This window comes from Pseudomonas sivasensis, assembly GCF_021391435.1.
Taxonomy (GTDB): domain Bacteria; phylum Pseudomonadota; class Gammaproteobacteria; order Pseudomonadales; family Pseudomonadaceae; genus Aquipseudomonas; species Aquipseudomonas sivasensis.
Genome location: NZ_CP090029.1, coordinates 1,861,761 through 1,881,997 on the forward strand (window position 1 = coordinate 1,861,761; position 20,237 = coordinate 1,881,997).

Annotated in this window: 19 protein-coding genes; 8 read left to right on the forward strand and 11 right to left on the reverse strand. The window is 54.6% G+C overall.

The features are described from left to right. The first annotated feature begins 18 nt into the window (after positions 1-18). Both copI and queF read left to right on the forward strand, forming a co-directional pair. Positions 19-531, forward strand: coding sequence for a copper-resistant cuproprotein CopI (gene copI / locus LRO94_RS08350; protein ID WP_032888825.1), 513 nt, complete (start codon positions 19-21; stop codon positions 529-531). 66 nt (positions 532-597) lie between these two features. After that, positions 598-1,428, forward strand: coding sequence for an NADPH-dependent 7-cyano-7-deazaguanine reductase QueF (gene queF / locus LRO94_RS08355; protein WP_032888827.1), 831 nt, complete (start codon positions 598-600; stop codon positions 1,426-1,428). Positions 1,429-1,552: 124 nt separating this feature from the next. Here the strand turns inward: queF and LRO94_RS08360 are convergent, their stop codons facing one another. Next, positions 1,553-1,819: a DUF4404 family protein gene (locus tag LRO94_RS08360; RefSeq protein ID WP_032888829.1), complete on the reverse strand. Its 267-nt coding sequence runs from the start codon at positions 1,817-1,819 to the stop codon at positions 1,553-1,555. A gap of 110 nt (positions 1,820-1,929) precedes the next feature. After that, entirely contained in the window at positions 1,930-2,538 is a 609-nt protein-coding gene (locus LRO94_RS08365) for a hypothetical protein (protein WP_032888830.1), read from the reverse strand. Between the two features lie 195 nt (positions 2,539-2,733). Here LRO94_RS08365 and LRO94_RS08370 point away from each other — a divergent pair, with 195 nt between their 5' ends. Then, the gene (locus tag LRO94_RS08370; protein WP_032888832.1) at positions 2,734-3,423 is read left to right on the forward strand and encodes an MlaA family lipoprotein; all 690 of its coding nucleotides are present in this window, start codon (positions 2,734-2,736) and stop codon (positions 3,421-3,423) included. A 62-nt stretch (positions 3,424-3,485) separates the two neighbouring features. Here the strand turns inward: LRO94_RS08370 and LRO94_RS08375 are convergent, their stop codons facing one another. Further along, positions 3,486-3,782, reverse strand: coding sequence for a PilZ domain-containing protein (locus LRO94_RS08375; RefSeq protein ID WP_095184124.1), 297 nt, complete (start codon positions 3,780-3,782; stop codon positions 3,486-3,488). A gap of 278 nt (positions 3,783-4,060) precedes the next feature. On the opposite strand from LRO94_RS08375, the gene rssB reads away from it, so the two are divergent. Together rssB and rssC are read left to right on the forward strand one after the other, a co-directional pair. Beyond that, positions 4,061-5,242: a two-component system response regulator RssB gene (gene rssB, locus LRO94_RS08380; RefSeq protein WP_032888836.1), complete on the forward strand. Its 1,182-nt coding sequence runs from the start codon at positions 4,061-4,063 to the stop codon at positions 5,240-5,242. Beyond that, entirely contained in the window at positions 5,242-5,724 is a 483-nt protein-coding gene (gene rssC, locus LRO94_RS08385) for an anti-sigma factor antagonist RssC (RefSeq protein WP_032888838.1), read from the forward strand. Before rssB ends, rssC begins: the two co-directional genes overlap by 1 nt. A gap of 183 nt (positions 5,725-5,907) precedes the next feature. On the opposite strand, the gene tal is transcribed toward rssC, so the two are convergent. Together tal and dusA are read right to left on the reverse strand one after the other, a co-directional pair. Next, positions 5,908-6,834 carry a transaldolase gene (gene tal / locus LRO94_RS08390; RefSeq protein ID WP_032888840.1) on the reverse strand — a complete coding sequence of 309 codons (927 nt, stop codon included), beginning with the start codon at positions 6,832-6,834 and terminating at the stop codon, positions 5,908-5,910. A gap of 230 nt (positions 6,835-7,064) precedes the next feature. Next, on the reverse strand, positions 7,065-8,045 hold the full coding sequence (gene dusA / locus LRO94_RS08395) for a tRNA dihydrouridine(20/20a) synthase DusA (protein ID WP_179179391.1): 981 nt from the start codon (positions 8,043-8,045) through the stop codon (positions 7,065-7,067). Positions 8,046-8,193: 148 nt separating this feature from the next. On the opposite strand from dusA, the gene LRO94_RS08400 reads away from it, so the two are divergent. Then, positions 8,194-9,447, forward strand: a complete 1,254-nt coding sequence (locus LRO94_RS08400) for a tyrosine-type recombinase/integrase (protein WP_179179390.1) — start codon at positions 8,194-8,196, stop codon at positions 9,445-9,447. A 698-nt stretch (positions 9,448-10,145) separates the two neighbouring features. Next, positions 10,146-10,715, forward strand: coding sequence for an HNH endonuclease signature motif containing protein (locus tag LRO94_RS08405; RefSeq protein ID WP_179179389.1), 570 nt, complete (start codon positions 10,146-10,148; stop codon positions 10,713-10,715). A 13-nt stretch (positions 10,716-10,728) separates the two neighbouring features. On the opposite strand, the gene LRO94_RS08410 is transcribed toward LRO94_RS08405, so the two are convergent. The 6 genes from LRO94_RS08410 to LRO94_RS08430 all read right to left on the reverse strand — a co-directional run bounded on the left by LRO94_RS08410 (position 10,729) and on the right by LRO94_RS08430 (position 17,998). Further along, complete coding sequence (locus tag LRO94_RS08410) at positions 10,729-11,712, reverse strand: hypothetical protein (protein WP_179179388.1); 984 nt, start codon at positions 11,710-11,712, stop codon at positions 10,729-10,731. A gap of 57 nt (positions 11,713-11,769) precedes the next feature. Then, positions 11,770-12,300, reverse strand: a complete 531-nt coding sequence (gene abiEi / locus LRO94_RS08415; protein WP_179179387.1) for a type IV toxin-antitoxin system AbiEi family antitoxin — start codon at positions 12,298-12,300, stop codon at positions 11,770-11,772. A gap of 69 nt (positions 12,301-12,369) precedes the next feature. Further along, positions 12,370-12,558, reverse strand: a complete 189-nt coding sequence (locus LRO94_RS28015) for a helix-turn-helix domain-containing protein (RefSeq protein WP_407692695.1) — start codon at positions 12,556-12,558, stop codon at positions 12,370-12,372. A gap of 256 nt (positions 12,559-12,814) precedes the next feature. After that, the gene (locus LRO94_RS08420; protein ID WP_179179386.1) at positions 12,815-14,521 is read right to left on the reverse strand and encodes an ATP-binding protein; all 1,707 of its coding nucleotides are present in this window, start codon (positions 14,519-14,521) and stop codon (positions 12,815-12,817) included. A 2-nt stretch (positions 14,522-14,523) separates the two neighbouring features. Beyond that, positions 14,524-15,678: an SIR2 family protein gene (locus LRO94_RS08425; RefSeq protein WP_233896977.1), complete on the reverse strand. Its 1,155-nt coding sequence runs from the start codon at positions 15,676-15,678 to the stop codon at positions 14,524-14,526. A 625-nt stretch (positions 15,679-16,303) separates the two neighbouring features. Next, the gene (locus LRO94_RS08430; protein WP_179179385.1) at positions 16,304-17,998 is read right to left on the reverse strand and encodes a hypothetical protein; all 1,695 of its coding nucleotides are present in this window, start codon (positions 17,996-17,998) and stop codon (positions 16,304-16,306) included. Between the two features lie 77 nt (positions 17,999-18,075). Between LRO94_RS08430 and LRO94_RS08435 the strand changes: the two genes are divergently transcribed. Continuing rightward, positions 18,076-20,229 (forward strand): AAA family ATPase, encoded by a 2,154-nt coding sequence (locus LRO94_RS08435; RefSeq protein ID WP_233896979.1) that lies wholly within the window; start codon positions 18,076-18,078, stop codon positions 20,227-20,229. Positions 20,230-20,237 lie beyond the last annotated feature (8 nt).

Sequence of the window (20,237 nt, forward strand, 5' to 3'; positions counted from 1 at the left end):
ACATTTTGGAGAAGAGAGATGACGTTGCGTACACCCCAGTTGTTGGCGGGTTGCCTGTTGGCGTTGAGTTTCAATGCAATGGCTGATGCATCCCACAGCTATGCATTTGGTCAACCAGCAGCGGCTGACAAGGCCACGCGCACCGTAGAAGTGACGCTGCAGGATATTGCCTTTGCGCCCAAGTCCCTGGACGTAAAAGCCGGTGAGACGGTGCGCTTCGTGCTGGTCAACAAGGGCCAGTTGCTGCATGAATTCAACCTCGGTGACGCGGCGATGCACGCGGCGCATCAGAAGGAAATGTTGCAGATGCAGGCCAGCGGCATGCTCACGTCCACCGGCATGGGCAAGATGGACCACAGCGCCATGGGCCATGGTGCAATGAAGCACGATGACCCGAACAGTGTGCTGGTCGAGCCCGGTAAAACTGCTGAGCTGACGTGGACATTCACCCAGGCCACCGGTCTGGAGTTCGCCTGTAACCTGCCCGGGCATTACCAGGCAGGCATGGTCGGCAAGCTGACCGTTGAGTAAGGCGTTTCTTAAGGGCGGGGGCAAAGGCTGGTAGACTGGCGCGGTTTATTTAGCCAGGTTTCCGCCATGCATCCCGCAGCCGAACATTCGCCGCTGGGCAAGTCCAGTGAATACATCTCCACGTACACGCCTTCGTTGCTGTTCCCGATTCCTCGCGCCGCCAAGTGGGCCGAGCTGGGCCTGAGTGCCGAGACCCTGCCTTACAAGGGCGTGGATTTCTGGAACTGCTTCGAACTGTCCTGGCTGTTGCCGTCGGGCAAGCCGGTGGTGGCCATTGGTGAGTTCAGTATCCCGGCCGACTCGCCGAATATCATCGAGTCCAAGTCATTCAAGCTGTACCTCAACTCGCTGAACCAGACCGCCTTTGCCGATACGCAAAGCCTTGAGTCGACACTGCGCGATGACCTGAGTGCCGCCGCCGGTAAACCAGTGACCGTACGCATCCGCAGGCTTGCAGAGATCGAGGCCGAGGGTGTGATGGCATTGCCGGGCGTATGCATTGACGATCTGGATATCAACGTCAGCAGCTACGAACATCCGCGTCCTGAGTTGTTGCGTTGTGACGACTCGCGGATTGTCGAGGAGAGCGTGCACAGCCACCTGCTCAAGTCCAATTGCCCGGTTACCAGTCAGCCGGACTGGGGCAGCGTGGTGGTGGAGTACCGTGGCCACGCGCTGGACCACGCCAGCCTGTTGGAGTACATCGTGAGCTTTCGCCAGCACTCGGACTTCCATGAGCAGTGTGTGGAGCGCATCTTCCTCGACCTGCAGCGCCTGCTGAAGCCGGAGAAATTGACGGTGTATGCGCGCTATGTGCGGCGCGGCGGGTTGGATATCAACCCTTATCGCAGTACCGAGGATGTGGCGTTCCAGAACGTGCGCCTGGCCCGCCAGTAAAACAAATGTGGGAGGGGGCTTGCTTCCGATAGCAGAGGTTCAGGCACAGGTTCGGTGACTGACACTCCGCAATCGGGGCAAGCCCCCTCCCACATTCTGGTTCTGTGTCTGGCTTGGGTTCGGGTTAAATGCCGATGTTGCCCAGGGTGATCACGATATTGCGCAGTGTCCCGGCAATGCCCGGATGGTCCAGTTCAAAACCTTCCACTGCACGGTTTACATCATCGGCGATGCTCGGTGTCTGGGTGGCCGGTTCCAATTCAAGTTGCACTTCGAATTTGGCAATCAACCCTTCCAGCGCTTCACGTTTTTCTTCCGATAGCGGTGGCTCCTGCTCCAATTGCCCGCGCAGGATATTGACCTGTTCTTCCAGTTTTTTGCGATCAGGCATGACGTTCTTCCTTTTATCGATAGGCACTGGCATAGACCACGGCACGCTGAGAAAGGTCTACGGGATGAACTGTAGATTAATCCACCGGCGCCGACTGTGCATGATCTCGATCAGGGCTTCTCGCCTTTGAGCTGGCGCCGGCTGATGTCTGCCAGGCAGGTGCCGAGTTCGCCTAAGTGATCGATCACAGAATGCACTCCCAGCCCATACAGCGTCACGGTGGCCTTGCCGCGCTTGTGTTCGCGTTCCTTGTCGCTCAGTGCTTGCCATTGCTCGGGCGCTAAGCCACACAGCGAACCGCAGGAGGCCAGGCCGATGGTCCACAGCCCGGCGTTAAGTCCCGATTGCAACAAGCGCGGCTCGCCGCTGACCAGGACGCAGCCTTCAAGGCGTTCGATATTCAATTCCATCAGCGCTTGCCAGCACGCGTGGGGGGCGGGCCAGCGGATGGAGGAGGGCGAGGCTGCTTTGAGCCAGGTGGGCAAGGTGGCGGCCAAAGGAGTGGTTACCGCAGGCGGCAGCTCATCCAGCCAAGCGCAGGGCACGCCCAGCTCTTTGAGGTTGCGCAGGATTTTCAGGGCGCCCGGCGTGGCTTGTGAATCCGGGGAAGGAGAGTCGGTGCGCGCCTGTGAGCCAAAATCCACTAGGCAGCCACTCAGGCCAAACAGCACGGCGGTCAAGGCGGGTGCGCTGGTGATTGCAATCTCGGCTTGAGGCATGTCGACATCCCTGAAATAGCTGTGACGCTATCGAGGCAGGATGACAGTCCGATGACAGTTGGCTCAATTGTAGGAATTTTGTCCATTTGCGGTATGAGTTTTCCCGGCGGCTGCCTAATTGGGCACTTCCGTCATATACTGGCTACCTTATTCAGGGCATAGCGCCCATGACAGACCATTCAAGGAGCAAAAGCTATGCGCTGGAGCCACTACTTCGCTCAGCTGTCGGTGTGTGCCACCGTTCTGCTGGCCCCGTTCGCTGTGCAAGCTGCGTCGGAAGATGATCCATGGGAAAGCGTCAACCGCCCGATCTTTACCTTCAACGACACTGTTGATACCTATGCCCTCAAGCCATTGGCCCAAGGCTATCAATGGATCACTCCGCAATTTGTTGAAGACGGTATCCACAACTTCTTCCGCAACATCGGCGACGTCGGCAACCTGGCCAACAATGTGTTGCAGCTCAAACCTCACAATGCAGGTGTCGATACTGCCCGTTTGCTGGTTAACACCACGTTCGGTGTGCTGGGCTTCATCGACGTAGGCACCAAAATGGGGCTGCAACGCAGCGATGAAGACTTCGGCCAGACACTCGGCTACTGGGGCGTTGGCAGCGGTCCGTACGTGATGATCCCTCTGCTGGGTCCAAGCACCCTGCGTGATGCGCCGTCCAAGTACGTCGACAGCTACACCCAGCCTTATCGCTATATGGATGATGTGTCCCTGCGTAACAGCGTCATGGGCCTTGGCATCGTCGACGCCCGTGCCAGCTTGCTCGACAGTGAGAAGCTGATCACCGGCGACAAATACACCTTCATTCGTAACGCCTACCTGCAGAACCGTGAGTTCAAGGTCAAAGATGGCAAGGTCGTCGACGACTTTTAAGAGGTGATCGTTTGAAATGAAAAAAGGCGATCCTGAGTGATCGCCTTTTTTGTGCGCGGGTTTCAGCGCATTTTCAGGATGCTGAGGCCCAATTGCTGATCATTGCCCACCGTTTTGGCCCACACCACTTTGGTATCTGCCTCCAGGCCTTTAAGGGCCGCATGTTCTGAATCAATGCGCACGGTCAGCAGGTCTCCTACGTTGAACTGGCGCGGTGCCTGCACTTGCATTCCGGAGCTGGAAAGATCCACGCAAACCCCGGCAATCTCTTGGCCTTCGTGGATCAAAGACACATCGGCATCCACTCGCATGCGGATGAAATCGCGTTTCTCGGCGTAGTCGCGCTCGTGTTCGCTCATGGGTTCCATCCTTACTTTGTGTTGTGGTCGTGGCTGTTCTTATAACTCCCGGTGATTTGCGATGTAAAGACGCCTGGCGACCATCGGCATGAGCTTGAAACACCTGGCGGATGGGAGTACCGTCTGCGCCTTAGAAGGGCACCTCTGCTTTACAGTTGTGCGTGGGCAAAACGCCTACGCTTTTGTAGGACAGAGAGGCTAGAAAGCGAATCCAGTAGTGTGACCCCGGCCATTGCCGAGTTGCCTACGCCAACCTAATTCTGGCGCCGTTTGCCCACATGCAAAAAACCAGTGCCACGCTGCTGATAATCGATGACGACGAAGTAGTGCGCGCGAGTCTCGCGGCCTATTTGGAAGACAGTGGCTTCAGCGTCCTGCAGGCCAGTAATGGCCAACAGGGTCTCCAGGTATTCGAGCGCGACCAGCCCGACCTCGTGATCTGCGACTTGCGCATGCCCCAGATGGGCGGCCTGGAGCTGATTCGCCAGGTGACTGAGCTTGCCCCGCAGACTCCGGTGATTGTTGTGTCCGGTGCCGGCGTGATGAACGACGCCGTTGAGGCCTTGCGCCTGGGCGCCGCCGACTACCTGATCAAACCCCTGGAAGACCTTGCGGTGCTGGAGCACTCAGTGCGCCGCGCGTTGGATCGTGCACGTCTGCTGGTCGAGAACCAGCGTTACCGCGAAAAGCTCGAAACCGCCAACCGCGAGCTCGAAGCCAGCCTGAACCTGCTCCAGGAAGACCAGAACGCCGGTCGCCAGGTACAGATGAACATGCTGCCGGTCAGCCCATGGACCATCGACGAGTTCAAGTTTGCGCACCAAATCATCCCTTCGCTGTACCTGTCGGGTGATTTTGTCGACTACTTCCGTGTGGATGAGCGACGTGTGGCGTTCTATCTGGCCGACGTTTCGGGCCACGGTGCTTCCTCTGCTTTTGTCACCGTGTTGTTGAAGTTCATGACCACACGGCTGTTGTTTGAATCCAAGCGCAATGGCACCTTGCCGGAATTCACCCCCTCCGAGGTGCTGGGCCACATCAACCGAGGCCTGATCAGCTGCAAGCTGGGCAAGCACGTGACGATGGTAGGCGGCGTGATCGATGAAGAAACCGGTCTTTTGACCTACAGCATTGGCGGTCACCTGCCGATGCCTGTTTTATACACTCCAGACAGTGTGCGTTACCTGGAAGGGCGTGGTCTGCCCGTCGGCTTGTTCAATGAAGCCACCTACGAAGACCACATTTTGGAACTGCCGCCGACCTTCAGCCTGACGCTGATGTCGGATGGCATCCTGGACCTTCTTCCAGAGCCTACACTCAAAGAGAAAGAAGCCGCCTTGCCCCAACGGGTCAAGGCAGCTGGCGGCAGCCTGGATGGCCTGCGGCAGGTTTTTGGATTGGCCACGCTAGGGGAGATGCCGGATGATATCGCCCTATTGGTGTTGAGCAGGAATCTTTGATGAGTACCGGAAGAATCCAATTCGCTGAGCAAGACGGGACCTTCGTCCTGAAGTTTGTCGGTGAAGTGCGCCTGACCTTATGTTCGGCGCTGGATGCGACGATTGAGCGGATCTTCACTGCGCTGAACTTTTCGGCGATCGTGATCGATCTGACTGAAACTCGCAGCATTGACAGCACCACCCTTGGGCTATTAGCCAAGTTGTCCATTCTGTCTCGGCAGAAGGTTGGCCTGTTGCCGACCGTCGTCACCACCCACGAAGACATCACCCGGCTGCTGCAGTCCATGGGCTTTGATCAGGTGTTCAACATCGTTGATCGTCCGATTCCTTGCCCGGAATGTCTTACCGACCTGCCGTCCCAGGATCAGTCCGAAGAAATGGTGCGGGTGAAGGTGCTGGAAGCGCACAAGATCCTGATGGGCCTCAATGAGTCCAATCGCGAAGCGTTTCACGACCTCGTCAACGCCCTCGAGCGTCACTGATCCTTCCGTCGAATACATTCCAAATGTCGGAGGAGCCCCGATAGCGCAGTGTCAGTCAGTACATTCACAACTGGCTCACCGCTATCGGGAGCAGCCCCTCCCGCAGTTGAACTGAGATCGGTTTGAGACACAAAAAAAGGGCGGTACCCTCACAGGTACCGCCCTTTTTGCCGTCCCCGCTGTTTACAGTTTGGCGGACAACAGCGCCTCAAGTTTTTCCTGGTCACGGGCAAACTGACGAATGCCCTCCGCCAGCTTCTCAGTCGCCATCGCATCTTCGTTGGACTCCCAACGGAACTGCGCTTCAGTCATATGCACTCGCGCTTCACCGGCATGGCCAGGCGACAGCTTACGCTCCAGCTTGCCTTCATCCGCCGCCAGCTTCTCCAGCAGGTCCGGGCTAATGGTCAGGCGATCACACCCGGCCAATTCTTCAATCTGGCTCAGGTTACGGAAGCTCGCACCCATCACTACCGTTTTATAACCATTGGCCTTGTAGTAGTTGTAGATGCGCGTAACCGACTGCACGCCTGGATCATCGGAACCGGTGTAGTCGTTACCGTTGGCCTTCTTGTACCAATCGTATATGCGGCCCACGAATGGCGAAATCAGGAATACCCCAGCCTCAGCACACGCCACAGCCTGGGCAAAGGAGAACAACAGTGTCAGGTTGGTCTGGATCCCTTCTTTCTCCAGCTTCTCTGCCGCGCGGATGCCTTCCCAGGTAGAGGCGATCTTGACCAGTACACGGTCGCGGCCAACGCCGGCTTTTTCGTACAGGTCGATCAGACGGTGCGCACGCTTGAGAATGGCGGCCTCGTCGAACGACAGGCGGGCATCCACTTCGGTGGAAATGCGGCCCGGCACAACTTTAAGAATCTCTTGCCCCACCGCGACCGCAAAACGGTCGCTGGCCAGGCCAACATCACCGTTGCAGTCCTGCACGCACTCGTCCAGCAGCTTGGCATAGCCCGGAATCGACGCGGCCTTGAGCAGTAGGGAAGGGTTGGTGGTTGCATCCTGCGGCTTGAGCTTGGCGAGGGTGGAAAAATCGCCGGTATCGGCTACGACAGTGGTGAATTGCTTGAGTTGTTCCAGCTTGGAAGTCATGAGCGTGCTCTGTCCTATGGGTCTGATGACATTACCCGAGCGCCGAGAGGCGCTCAAGGGCGCAAATGCGTTCGATCGTTTGCGAGGGCAACAACCTGAAAACAGCCGTTTGAATGACCGGCCGTGGTGCTAAATAGGAGGGCAAATTCGCCAGCAGGTTCAACCCAACTGCCCGATGACGGTGTGCCAGCTCAGCCAATAATCAACGGACTCCCCTGGAAGCCACCCAATCAACGCCCTTCCAACAAAGCCCCAGCCTGATCCAACAATGCCAACGGATCCGCGGCCTTATGAATATCCACCGACAGCAACTGCCTGAACTTGCGTGCCCCGGGGAACCCAGTGCCCAGTCCCAGCACATGCCGCGTAATATGATGCATCGTCCCGCCACCGGCCAAATGCTCAGCAATGTAAGGCCGCAACTGCGCCAACGCGTCCGCTCGACTGATCACTGGCTGTGCACTGCCAAACAACTGCTGATCCACCTCCGCCAGCAAATACGGATTGTGATAAGCCTCCCGCCCCAACATCACGCCATCAAACGTCTGCAAGTGCTCATGGCACTGCTCCAGCGTCTTGATGCCCCCGTTGAGCACAATCTCCAACTCAGGGAAGTCCTGCTTCAACTGCGCCGCCACGTCATAGCGCAAGGGCGGAATGTCCCGATTCTCCTTAGGCGATAACCCCTCCAGAATCGCAATCCGCGCATGCACGGTGAAACTGGTGCAACCGGCTTCCTTCACCGTCCCGACGAAATCACACAACTGCGCATAACTGTCCCGGCCATTGATCCCGATACGGTGTTTCACCGTCACCGGAATCGACACCGCATCACGCATCGCCTTCACACAATCGGCCACCAGCGCCGGATGAGCCATCAGGATTGCGCCGATCATATTGTTCTGCACCCGATCGCTGGGGCAGCCGACGTTCAAGTTCACTTCGTCGTAACCAGCGGCCTCGGCCATGCGCGCGCAGGCCGCCAGATCCGCCGGAACGCTACCGCCCAATTGCAGAGCAAGGGGGTGCTCGGCCTCGCTGTGACGCAGGAAACGCTCATGGTCGCCATGGAGGATCGCCCCAGTGGTGACCATTTCGGTGTAGAGCAGGGCGTGTTTGGAGAGCAGGCGCAGGAAGAACCGGCAGTGGCGGTCGGTCCAATCCATCATGGGTGCAACGGAGAAGCGTCGCGATATAACTTGTTGATTCATAACGATTTTCCGAAAGCGGCAATTGGCTACTTTTGACGATTTTGGGGTCTTTTTGCACGCCGATTGCACGCCGATTGCACGCGAACTGTACAGGGAAAGATGTAACTGCCATGATATGGTTGAACGCATTCTGAGCGCCGGAGATCTCATGGCAAGCATCACGCAAGATAAGGGGCGCTGGAGAGTCCAGATTCGCAAAAGCGGATTCAAACTCTCAGAAAACTTCGATACGCGACGAGAGGCTGAAGCCTGGTCTCGACAGAAAGAAGACGAGATCAAGGCGGCTGTTAAGGGATCTCTGCGCGACCCCGGCAATGGTATCGAAGTCCAGGATTTGATTACAGCCTACATTGAGCGCGTCGGTGATGTTAAGCCATGGGGTCGCAGCAAAAGCTACGTGCTTGAGCGACTCATGGTCGACCCGCTGATCGGCTCCATCAAGGTGTCCAAGCTATCGAGACTTCACGTCAGCAGATTTGTGGACAAGCGCATGGAAACCGCTCGGGGAGTAACTATTGCCGCTGACCTCGACTTTCTCGGAGTCGTATTTAAATGGGCTCGGGATGTGAGGCTTCTGAATGTTGACCCTGAGGTTATTTATGCTGAACGAAGGTCACTAGAGCACAGAGGCCTGAAGACAAAAAGCAATCAGCGCGACAGAGTTGCAACGTCATCAGAGATGGCAAGGCTCGTAAAGTATTTTGATAGAAATCTGAGAATCAGAATCGAGATGTCTTCGATCATCAATTTCGCCGCTATTTCCACACTGCGTCAAAACGAAATTTGCACCCTAATGATTGAAGATGTTGATTTTGACAAGCTTGAGATGCTGGTGAGAGATCGGAAAGATCCGGTCGAGAAACTGAACAATAATAGTCGCGTACCGATTCTTGAGCCGATGTACCACATTCTAAAGCTTGCGATCGGGGGGCGAAAATCAGGCCCAGTATTCGTCTGGACTGTTAAAAAGACAGGCAAGGTCATGGAGACATTTGCAGACTCTGTGAGAGCCAACTTCGACAGAGCCTGCGAAAAGCTCGAAATCGAAGACCTTCACTTTCATGACCTCAGGCACACAGCAATCACCAACTTGTTTGCCATAGGCCTGCAGATTCAGGAGGTGTCACTATTCTCTGGCCACAAAGACTGGTCAAATCTTAAGCGCTACACTCATGTAAGTCCGCAAGATGTGCAGCGATCATTGGCCCGTCTGAAATTTCTTGAAGAGCAGGCCAGGCTTCACAGGCTTCGCGCTGCTGAGTCAGACCATGTCAACGAATTGCCTGCGATTTTTTCCGATCGATTTTCTGCGACCAGTAATGACGGTGCTGGGTGGGCCTGGTTCGGCGGAAGTCTGGCTGTCGTTGCTGGTAGCCAGGGAAACCAAGAAAGCCTTCAATAGCTCCATGGGATACAGCCTGGCGTTGCCAAAGGGGATGTGCTGTGGGCCAGTCCTCCGGTTGCGCCAGGCTCTGACTGTTGATAGCTCAACGCCCGCAAGTATCGATACCTGCTCTTCTGTCACGCAGCCCATCATTTCAGCCAGTCGCTGGCGCTCCTGCTTGACATGTACCGGCTCTTCACCCAGATCACTGATTCCTACGCACGCATTCATCTCTCTGCTGCCTAAACCCCGTGGTGCAGCACCGCGCTGCTCGCCTCTGACAACCAATATGTTGGCAAATCGAATTTTTGACAATACCGTTCGTCTGCAATATAGAATTTAATCACGACGCATTATTGACAAATTGGCAATTTCCTGAAAATACACTTTGTGTACTAATTCAGCCCCGCGTGCGTAAAAAACGTGAAATCCCCAGCAAAACCGGGGCATTGGCATTGCGCGACAAGTCGAATCATGCGTTAATAAGTGACATAATATGTCTGTCGGAGGTCGGAAATGGAAACCATCAAAAATTGGTGTCGCCGTCTGTTTGTCTTCGTGATGATCCTGTACATCCTGTCGATTTGGCTCTAGCTGCCCCAGAATTTCAACCCGCTCAGAAGCTGCCTGACGGTGGCTTTTGGGAACAACAGCTGCAATTGCATTCTAGCTGTGCGGGTGGTTGCATATCGCCGTGATCAGCACGGAGGCGAGATATGAGGCAATTTGAGCGAGATGATGTGGTGCTTGCTGCAGCTGGCGATCCCAACGCCCAGATGAGAGTTGAAAGGCGCAGGGAAATTCTGAAATTTAATGCTGAGCAGCGCAAATTTGCTTTGCAGTGCGCCACGCCTTCCTGGGCTGATCGTGATGCCATGGAATTGCTGTACCTGGAAGCTAGGCGGCTTACAGCTACTACAGGCATTAAGCACGAGGTTGATCACATCATTCCTGTACAGGGGAAAAGGGTCTGCGGGCTGCATGTGCCCTGGAATTTAAGAGTGATCACGAAGGCAGCCAATATCCGAAAACACGCCAGGTTCGGTGATGATGACGTTGTCGGCTTTCTGAAGCATCGTGGGTACGAGATCGTGTATGGCGTTAACAAGCTGAAGCGCGCCATCAAGGTCGGCAAGCGCGAATGGATTCAACTGATCGGCCCAGGGCTGCAGGAATCATTGAGCATCGGGTACATCCACGGAGAGTTTGTGATTGAGCCTGGCCCTGAGCTGATCGACGGGGAACCCTTTCCGCGTGTCGCTATAGCGCTGGCCCCTGGCGATTGAGAAATGTAATGGGTTACTTGGCTTTTTTGGCCTCGACCTCTTTCAGCCTCTTGACCTCTCTAGGAAGCGTCAGTTGGTCGTAAATATCGCGGACTGCTGCCAGCTCTGCTTTTGCACTCAAGAGATGGTGGCGAGGGGAGTTGTGATGCTCCAAAGGCAGGTCGGGCTCGCCAAGCTCGATGCAGCGTTTGCGATCCGCTTTTAGGAATTTTAGGTGGCTTTCCAAGCGTGTGACTTCCGATCTAGCTTCGATCTGGTCTACCCCTCCAAGCTCCTTCACAAGCCGCTTAAATTGGGCCAGTACGTCTCTGTATATCTTGCTGGCCCTATCATGGATCTTTACGCCTTTGAGCTTGGATTCTAGGTCTGTGATCGAGCTGTCCAAATCTTGTTTACGCTTGGCGTAGTCCGCTTCAACCTGAGCCACCGTCCGTGCAGGGCGGCCCATCGATCTCGGGTTCTCTTCGTTGATCATGGCTTTCGCTAAAGCTAGGCGGGCTATGCCGTAGTTTTCTGCCAAGCCCCGATCTAGATTTTCGAGAGGGGTCTTTGATGGCCTGCCAATTTTTGGCGCTGACTCGATCCTCTGGGATATCGACTCAGGTGTTGAAATCTGATCTCCCTGCTCGACCTCAAGGGCATTCAGCTCCTCAAGCTCGCGAGTGAATTCAGCAACCATTTCGACGTAGGCTTGTTCATCCGACTTTGCAATCTTTCCAACGCGCAGATGGACTTCCAGGGCTTTCTGAAACGCGAACACGTCATGCACTGCGGGAAGCTGCGCAAGCTGCTTAGAGAGAGAGGCTTTCGTCTCACCACCCCTTGAGATGAGCATCCCCAGGCTGAGGCGCTGGGACAGCGCGTTTGCGCGCAAAATCTGCGTGTGAGGGTCTTCCACGGCCAGTGCTTCAACCAGGCGATGGCCGCATTCGTCAAGATTGTCTTTCAGCCGTGCAAGCTGATTGCGCTTGAGCTCAATGTTTGATGGTTTCGGCATGTCGAGCCCCCTGATGCAAATATCGGGGATAATATTGCATGCGCGTGCCGATGACCATCATGGGCGCTCGGATTCAGATAGGACGAGATCGAGATTGCGCTTGTAGCGCCTGAGATCAGTCAGGGCCTTCTCGGGGGATGCTTCCCATACCTGACGATCTTCATTGCGCTGGAGATGGCCTACCCAGCAGTCGGGGTCTTCCTCCGTGTGCACGAAGTCGATGTCACCGAGCAGGGTGCTGTATCGATAGCTGCGGCCCGTAGTGACGAAGGTCAGGCAGAAAGGCAATTGGCTGATCCAACCGTGCTCGCTCAGGATGGACTCACAGCTCAAATAAAAGCTGTCTGCCGGCCTTAGAAAATTGGTTAAGCGAAACAGTGCCGAAGATGGCGCTTTGAGAAACGGGTTGGAGTAGAGCTTTGGCCCCAGGCGCTCGATCAGCCCAGCGTTGACATGTCGAGTGAGAGCAACCCGAAGGTATAGCTTGTCAGGGTAACCCGCACAGGCGCTGAGGGTTGACTCGGGGATGCACCAGGCACCAGCATCAGCCAGCGTTTTGCAGGAGTTCAGCAGCAGCTTTCGATTCATCACCAGCCCTCATTTCACTCAACAAAAAATTATCATTTTTGATAATAAATTGTCGAGTGGGTGAGCGGGTCATTGAGGCCCAGACCCAGGCACAACGCGCTGGAACGAGCGGCGGTAGTACTGCTGGCATTCCTTCAACGAGTAACGAATGTCGCGATTGTGACCCCTGTAGTAACCCAAATGCGTATTGCGGGTGCGCCAGGTCTTCAAGGTGTTGATGCTAACACCCAGTACCTCAGCAGCCTCAGTAGCAGTAATTAGGTCATAGGTTCCGGAGCCTTGCTAACTGTTAAAACCGATTTATCTTCAATAAATCAACCACTTACCTAATCTAATCTTGTTTGAGGTTTTTTGAGGCGCTGCATCGCTCAGTAAAATGGTTTCCTGCACGTGTTAGCTCTCACATAATTCGGCGATTTCATGGACAAATCATGGATCAGTTGGCTGCTACAGACTGAACTGGGAGCACTTTCAACGCGCTCAGAGCGCTATTGCCGCTACAAGTATCACAAGTTCACCATAGCCCTTGGAAGCTTGGCCCGTCCGATTTTGGAGGTTGGGTGGGACGACCTATTTGAATAGTCACAGGGATTGGGAAATCTACGCCTACCAATGCCACCTCACCTTGCTTCAGATTTGGCAAGAAAGCGGCGGCTGAACGATCCAGCTCCCCACAGGCACGTTCGACCACTTCTCGGTCACGGTCATTGGTCAGCCGATGAACCAGCAACGTGCCCATCTGACTCAACACTCCTTCTGTGATGTCTCGTGGTCGCTGTGTGACCAGGCAAATGTTGAGTCCGTACTTTCGGCCCTCTTTCGCGATGAGTTCGAACGCATCCAAGTTCTGAACGTCATCTTCACCACCTAAGGTTTTCCCTAGGAAATTGTGAGCCTCGTCCAAAATGACGATCAACGGGCGCTGTCGAAAGGCCTCGTTACGGGCTCGCTGCAATAGCAGTCTGCCGATGGCATTGGCGATGACCTCTCTAGCGTTAAATTCATAGCCGACTGAGCTAAGACATATTCTGAACAACCGCTTTTCTCCAACGATGAATTCATCGAGGTGCTCAACTAGGCTCGGAAGGCCTTCTGCCGGGCGAAATACACAGCTCAACGACGGAGAGTCCATTACGCTCATGATTCGCGTCATGAGAGAGGAGCAGTACGATAGCTCGGTGCTTGCAGCGCCCCATCTGGTCACGTCGTTGCTATATCCCGTCGGCATGCAGCATTCCTCGACAATTTGCCGAACCAACATACTCATATCGAAGGGGAGATTTGGATCGCCTACACGGTTGGCGTTGTTATCCCTGTTCATCGCTCGACGAAAATCAGCTTTGAGTTGACCTACCTTCGGGACGTACCCTTCTGCGAAGATATCTGGAGCTAAGGCGGCAAGCCTCAGGCTCCTGATGGCTTCTCTGAGTTTCGGGCCCTGGGTTTTACCTGACGGCTGGAAGAGTGCAATGAAATCAGTTTCATTGAAGCATCTGGGTGGAATACCTACCTCAAGAGAGCCTGGAGTTCGGTGCAGCGGGTTTCCGAGATGGTGATGTGTTGAGTCTTCCCCTTCGAGTGACCGGTATTCCCCTGTCGCGTCCACAAGCACGATCTTGCAAGCATATCGACGACATTCCTCGATTAGCTTTGAAGTCGTCCAACTTTTCCCTCCGCCAGTTGACCCCAAGATCGCGCAATGTCGTCCAAAGAGTTTTTCTGGCGTTACAGCAATCGCGAAACCGCCGTCTCCAGAGACGTGTCCGAGGTTGAGCGTTACGCGGGGGGACTCTCCATTTACTCCACTCGAAATCAATGTCGGGATTTTGGAGATAAACGAGCCCGGTGCTGAGTAAACCCGGTCTCCCAATCGTGGGTAGGAACTAACGCCTGCTGTGACTTTCAAGGTGTGTGGGTGAACAGACCCCAGCAGGCGGATGAAGCCGATCGCGTCAATAGCGTGCGTGCCAGCAAAGTCCTGGGAAATCTCGGTACGCTCGCGATCAGGTAGGTTCACTTCGGTGATGCGTCCTAAGAGCACCGCCTGCTGACCCTCGATTAGCACCAGCTCCCCCACCTCACCCTTGCCGTAGCGGTTTTGACCGAGATATCGACCGCTGTTCTCTCCAGCATGTGCCAAGTTGATTTTGATCAGCTGCGCAGCCACGCTGGTGACCACTCCGATTTTAAGCGTGCTAAGGAGTATTCCTTCTGGGGACATGATTACCTACCGATCCGTTTGACTGCGTTCGCCAAATTCTCAGCTGGCGAAGCCGTACGTAGGTGGGGGATATGCGCGGCCAGATCGCTGAATGAACCACTAACAAAATGGACGTCGAAGCCGCGCTGAGCGAGATCGCGGAATTTTCCCCAGTAGGGGCTCGATCCATTATCCCCACGGTTGTGGACATGGCTGATGCCACTGTAGTCGCAAAGAATCAGCTTCAGGCTAGGGTTGGATTGCAAGGCTGAATAGATCGGTTCGGAAAGGTGGTCATCGTTAAACCCGAATCCTGACACAACCAGACAGCTGTTTGGTTGACGTAAAAACTCCAGAAATCTTGAAAGCAGCTCCAAGTGGGGTTGAAGAAACGCTTGCTGGTATTTTCCTTTTGCGGGATATATCAGGCACGCGTTTTCCGGCGTCGGTCGGCTGTCCTCATAGATTTCATGACCATCTCGGCTCCAGCTGACTGATCCGTGTAGCTTCAGCAGTTGAAAAATGCCTTCGGCAAACTCGTGGCTGTCTGCCTCCCGGCGTACGATGTCGTACGTGAAATGTTTGCCGTCAAACCGGCGTCTACGGGTGTAGGAAAATCCGTCAATAATGACCATACCCAGTTCCGACGCTGCCGTTTCAAAACACATGTCATAGTTTGTCGTAAACACCTTCAGGCGGGGGTCACGAACCCTTCTCCTAGCCAGCTTCTGGAGGAGTTCACGGTATGCCGATATGTCTGAAGTGGGCAGGGTAATGAACGTTGAGCAAGCGTGTAGGATTTGCTCCTTCACGCGCGCGACAAACTCTTCAACGACTGGGTCGTCATTGAACGCCAGGTAGGCATCGCACTGTGATAAGAAATGCTCGATGTTCGGATTTTCGCGCTCGGCGTAACGGACACGCTCAGTAACCTGCTGACCGGCAGCTGTCAGCGCGTGGGTCTGCGGGTCAAACATCGAGTCTTGCCATAGCTTCCACATGCTAGGCCCACCTGGGTTACCTAGAGATGTACCGCTTCCAGCAAAAAAACCTAGGTTAGGCACCTGAAGAGCAGACGAAAACATCTCGCTAAGCCTATTCCTGTTCGAACTGATCACATTTTCATCATCAGGTTCGACCGCTTTCAGGACTTGATAAGCCTCAGCTGTCAGCGGCATCCAATCATTCGCACCTGGTGGAAGGTATGCCTGCTGCCCTTGATATGCTGGAGAGAGAGGAATTATAGGCAGTCGTGGTGCAGGGACAAACGGAGGCGCATTTACTGGCATATAACACGATCCTGTGTTGTGAAATAGAAGCCATGCAGCCTGGTTTTATCAGCCGTTCCGAAGCTGCTTTTGTAGGTGATCTGCTCGACATCATATCGCAAGCGCATAGCAATGTATGGCAAGTCGCCTCCATCAGAGTTGAGTGGCGACGTCATTCAGGATGTGCATTAAAGTACGTTCTGCTGAAAGGCACCGGCAGTGCGTATGTACTAATTGCGCCAGGCTGCAGTCTTCTGGCGCTGCCAGGTGGATGACCATAGTCTTCGAACTGATCCTGCTAGAAGGTCGATGTGTAGGTCGCCAGGCGCAACGGCATCAATGCCAACCAGCTTTTCCTGTAGCGCAAGTTTTACCAGGAAGGCAACTCGTCGGCACTCAGTGCCGATCAAGCCGTCGTTCCAGCCTCTTGGTAAAGCTTACCCACTATCCAACGCCCGTGGAGCTTGGCCTCAGGAGACCTGACTAGATCCCGAAAGCCCCAAGGCTATGCAACTGCTAGAGCTCTAGGCGCGAATCACAGCGCACCCAATGCTACCCGGATGGTGTCCAACGCCCGCTCACAGTCTCCAGCTAACGAAATGAAGTGATTTCTGAGGGATCCGTGATTCGTCCGGGCCTCCAACTCCGCTGCGCGCTTTTTCTCCACAGTTGCATGCCCCTTGACCTCCGTTCTTAAACCATGGAGTCGCTGCAGGGGCTGCACTATTGCCTTGGCTTGCGTCTCGGAATTCCCCACCCCGCACAGTATTTCCTGGATCACCCGAAGCGATGCCCAGCTAGAGGGGGCGGGCTTACCAAGGCTGTCAGCTATCGCACGCAACGGTTTCAGCAGGAAGCCCTCGACGAGATACTGGTCTAACGCGAGGATTTCGTCTGCCCACTCCTTGGTTGAATCCGTGGCTGGGATGTGAACCGCTGCTTCGAGCTCCTCCCCCCTAGTGTTCCACCAAGCGGGGGCCGACTTATCCAGTTCCCGGATCGCGTTCTTCAGGGCGCCAACTGGCTCGTACTCCAGATCCCAAGAGCCCCTGATGTCTGTTTGGTAAGCACGCTTCGATATAGCACCCTTGGGCCACTCGTTGAAAGACTGCCAATAGAGCTGAACGTTGTATGGCAGCTTGGCCAAGTCGCCGATGTAGGCATGCACCTGCCCGTCTTCATTTTGGTCGTAAGACCTGAGGTACCAAGAGTTCCGGCAGCTGATTTGCCTGTCCTCAAGGGAGTACTTATCTGGGTCGGCCTTGTACAGATGGAGTACCTCTGCTCTGAAGAACGCGGGCGAAAGCTCCCACGGTAGCTCGCTTTGCTCGAAGTAATTCGACAGGCACTCAGGGGCGCATGATGTCTCTACATTCCGACCGTTTTTTCGATCGTAGATTTTGAAGTCTGCATGCCTGCGCGAAGCGCGATCATCCTCCATTTCCCACTGCTTGATCAGGCTCGCCACCGTGATACTAGGCCGGAGCACCATCACGCCGTTGCAGAAACTACCGGCGCGGCAGAGCCCGTGATGGTAATAGAGGTCTGGGTTGTCCGAGTGCAGCGTTTTCACACCGTTCCAGCCTGAAAAATTCTCGGTGTCGAGCCTAGTGAAATCGAATCGCATCACCAAGCTCTGTTTCGTCACTGCCATGTACTTTTCGAGATCAGCCCGCAGGATGGTCACTAAATCCAAACGAAAATTATCTTTACCATTGGGCTGCTGAATGATGCGGATGACGTCTTCAATGTCACCGTGCTCATCAAGCCTACAGTAGCTGCTGCGCTCAGCTACAAAGTACAAATCCAAGCTATGAACCAGCTTCTGACTGAGTTCGATTGCGGCCCTATCCCGCTCGACCCCATTAAACTCGCGGCGAAAGATCAGCTTCTCCCCCTGAAACTCGTCCCACCAAGATCCGAGCGGAGGCTCCAGGCGGATTGCGCGACCGTCACTGCTTATCTCCCGACAGATACTCCATGTGTCCTGCCCTTCCGGAAATGAAGCATTTTGGAGCTCTTTGACCCTGGCCTGCGTCAGCTTACGGGTGGGTGCTAGCACGCCATGAACGATTGCCTGCGGCCCACTCAGATAAAGCACGACCTCGTCTTGAGCAGTCAGTTGCCCCAGCATCCTCATCGCGCCTTCGGCTCGAGTCACCCACTCTGGATCAGAAGCGCCGGGATTGTGAGACATGGCTCGGAAGTCTTCGGCTTTCAACGCGGGCATCTATGGGCATCCTTGTTCGTTAGCCCTCCCCTAGAACATGTTGTCTTGAGGTCGGGCAGGGGAAGTAGCCCCATAGATTGCCAAAAATCGAAGCCAGTGTAACCGGCGCGAATCAGAATGCCGTTATCACTCACATCCCTGATAGAAGGAAAACAATTTCATTCGGGCTGGAGCTTGAGATCGCTTGCGCTACGCTTAATTACTTCTCTTTAGACTGGAAAATGCTCGTGATCTTAACGAAAGCTGCAGTAGGGCCCTACCGATCAATCAACACCTCCCAAAGCGTTGCCATTGATCCTTACGTCACTGTCCTAGTCGGTATGAACGAGGCGGGTAAAACGGTTTTTTTGAAAGCGTTGCATAAATCCCATGATGCGCTAGGCGTGGAGTCCTTCAACCCCACTGACGACTATCCACGGAGAAACCTTACGGCCTATCTGCGCAAACATGAGACTGAGCCCGAGAGGGTTGTGGAATTCACCTTCCAACCGACCAAGGCCGAACGTGAATCTATCAATAAATCCCTTCACACACAGTTGGGTGAGAACTTCACCTTCACCGTGACCCATAACTACGGAAATGGCCGATCAATCTACGTTAGCGCGGATGAAGCCCCAGTCATGGGGGAATTAGCCAAGACGCCTGGGCTGTCCTCCGATGCCGTTAAAGCGCTTTCCGGCTCAGCCTCGATTCGCGCTGCTTACACGAGCCTAAGCCAGATTAATCTGACCGATGTGGATACCGAATTTGCAGAGGGGCTGAAGAAGAGAATCGATTCCTCTCCTTGGAAGAACAGCCCGATTACGCATTACGAGATATGGCTAAAACTGTCCCCGCTGGTGCCGAAATTTCTGTACTTCAGCGACTACGACCTGCTTCCAGGCAAGATCAACCTCGCAGACTTGAGGAGTCGCCTTGCGACGGTGAAGAGCGATCCGACCAAAAAGGCACTGATCGAGCCCAGACATCTATCCATCCTTGCGTTGCTGCGTATCGCAGGTGTCGAACTCGATGACTTCGATGGGAAGACGACCTACGAGGAAATGAGGGCGAAGGTGGAAGGGGTTTCGATAAACCTGACAGACAAGGTTCTCGAATTTTGGAAGCAAAATGAGGACTTGGAGGTCGAAGTCGACATCAGGCCAGACAGCACCGACGTCACTCCATTCGACAATGGCCCCAACCTCTACCTGAGGATCAAGAATCGGCGGCATCGAGGCGTCACCACGCCTTTCGATCAGCGCAGCAGAGGATTCATTTGGTTCTTCAGCTTTCTAGTCTGGTTTGACAGTGTGCAGGCGCAGCTAGCGTCATCAGGGGTTAGCGCGTCCAGCGACCTGATACTCCTGCTTGACGAGCCCGGACTGGCGTTACACGCCTTGGCTCAAGAAGACTTCTTGAACTACATCGACAACCTTTCACAAAACCACCAAGTCATCTATACAACACATTCCCCATTTATGGTGAGGTCTGATCGACTCAATCAGGTTCGGATCGTCGAGGACAAGCCAGACGTCGGGACTACGGTATCCGAAAACCTATCGGGCTCCGATCCCCGCACCATCTTTCCACTTCAAGCCGCACTGGGCTGGAACGTTGCTCAAAACCTGTTTATCAGCAAAACCAATCTCTTGGTGGAGGGCGTGTCTGAGCTCGCGTATCTCCAAACCATGTCGGCCATCCTCGATGCCAGCGGAGATACGAGCCTGGACAGCCGCACAACGATTGTTCCAGTAGGTGGGCTTAACAACGTCGCGACATTTACTTCCTTGCTCGGAGCAAACGGGCTGTCAGTAGCGTTGCTTCTGGACTTCAGTGGCCGCCAAGATCAAAAGCTTGAAAGCTTGATCCACCAAAAACTGGTGCAGAAAAAAGCAGTCTTCAATGCCTCGCAATTTCGCGATCTGAAAACCCTGGGCCAAGACACAATACCCAGTGATATCGAAGACCTCTTTTCGATCAAGACCTATCTCTCCTGCTTCAACAAGGCCTTCGCCAAACAGCTCGCCGGCACGGTTATTGAAGAAAAGGATTTGCCACAAGGTGACAGGATCGTGCAGCGCATTGAGCAGCTCCTGAAAGCTCGCAATATTGAGCTCAGGCCCAGCGGTGGATTCAATCACTATACGGTTGCAGCCATGTTCACTACGACACCAGCTGCCAAGGTCGACGCCGCGACCAAATCACGATTCGCGGCCCTGTTCAAAGCGGTGAACAATTACCTGCAGTAGGCGCATGT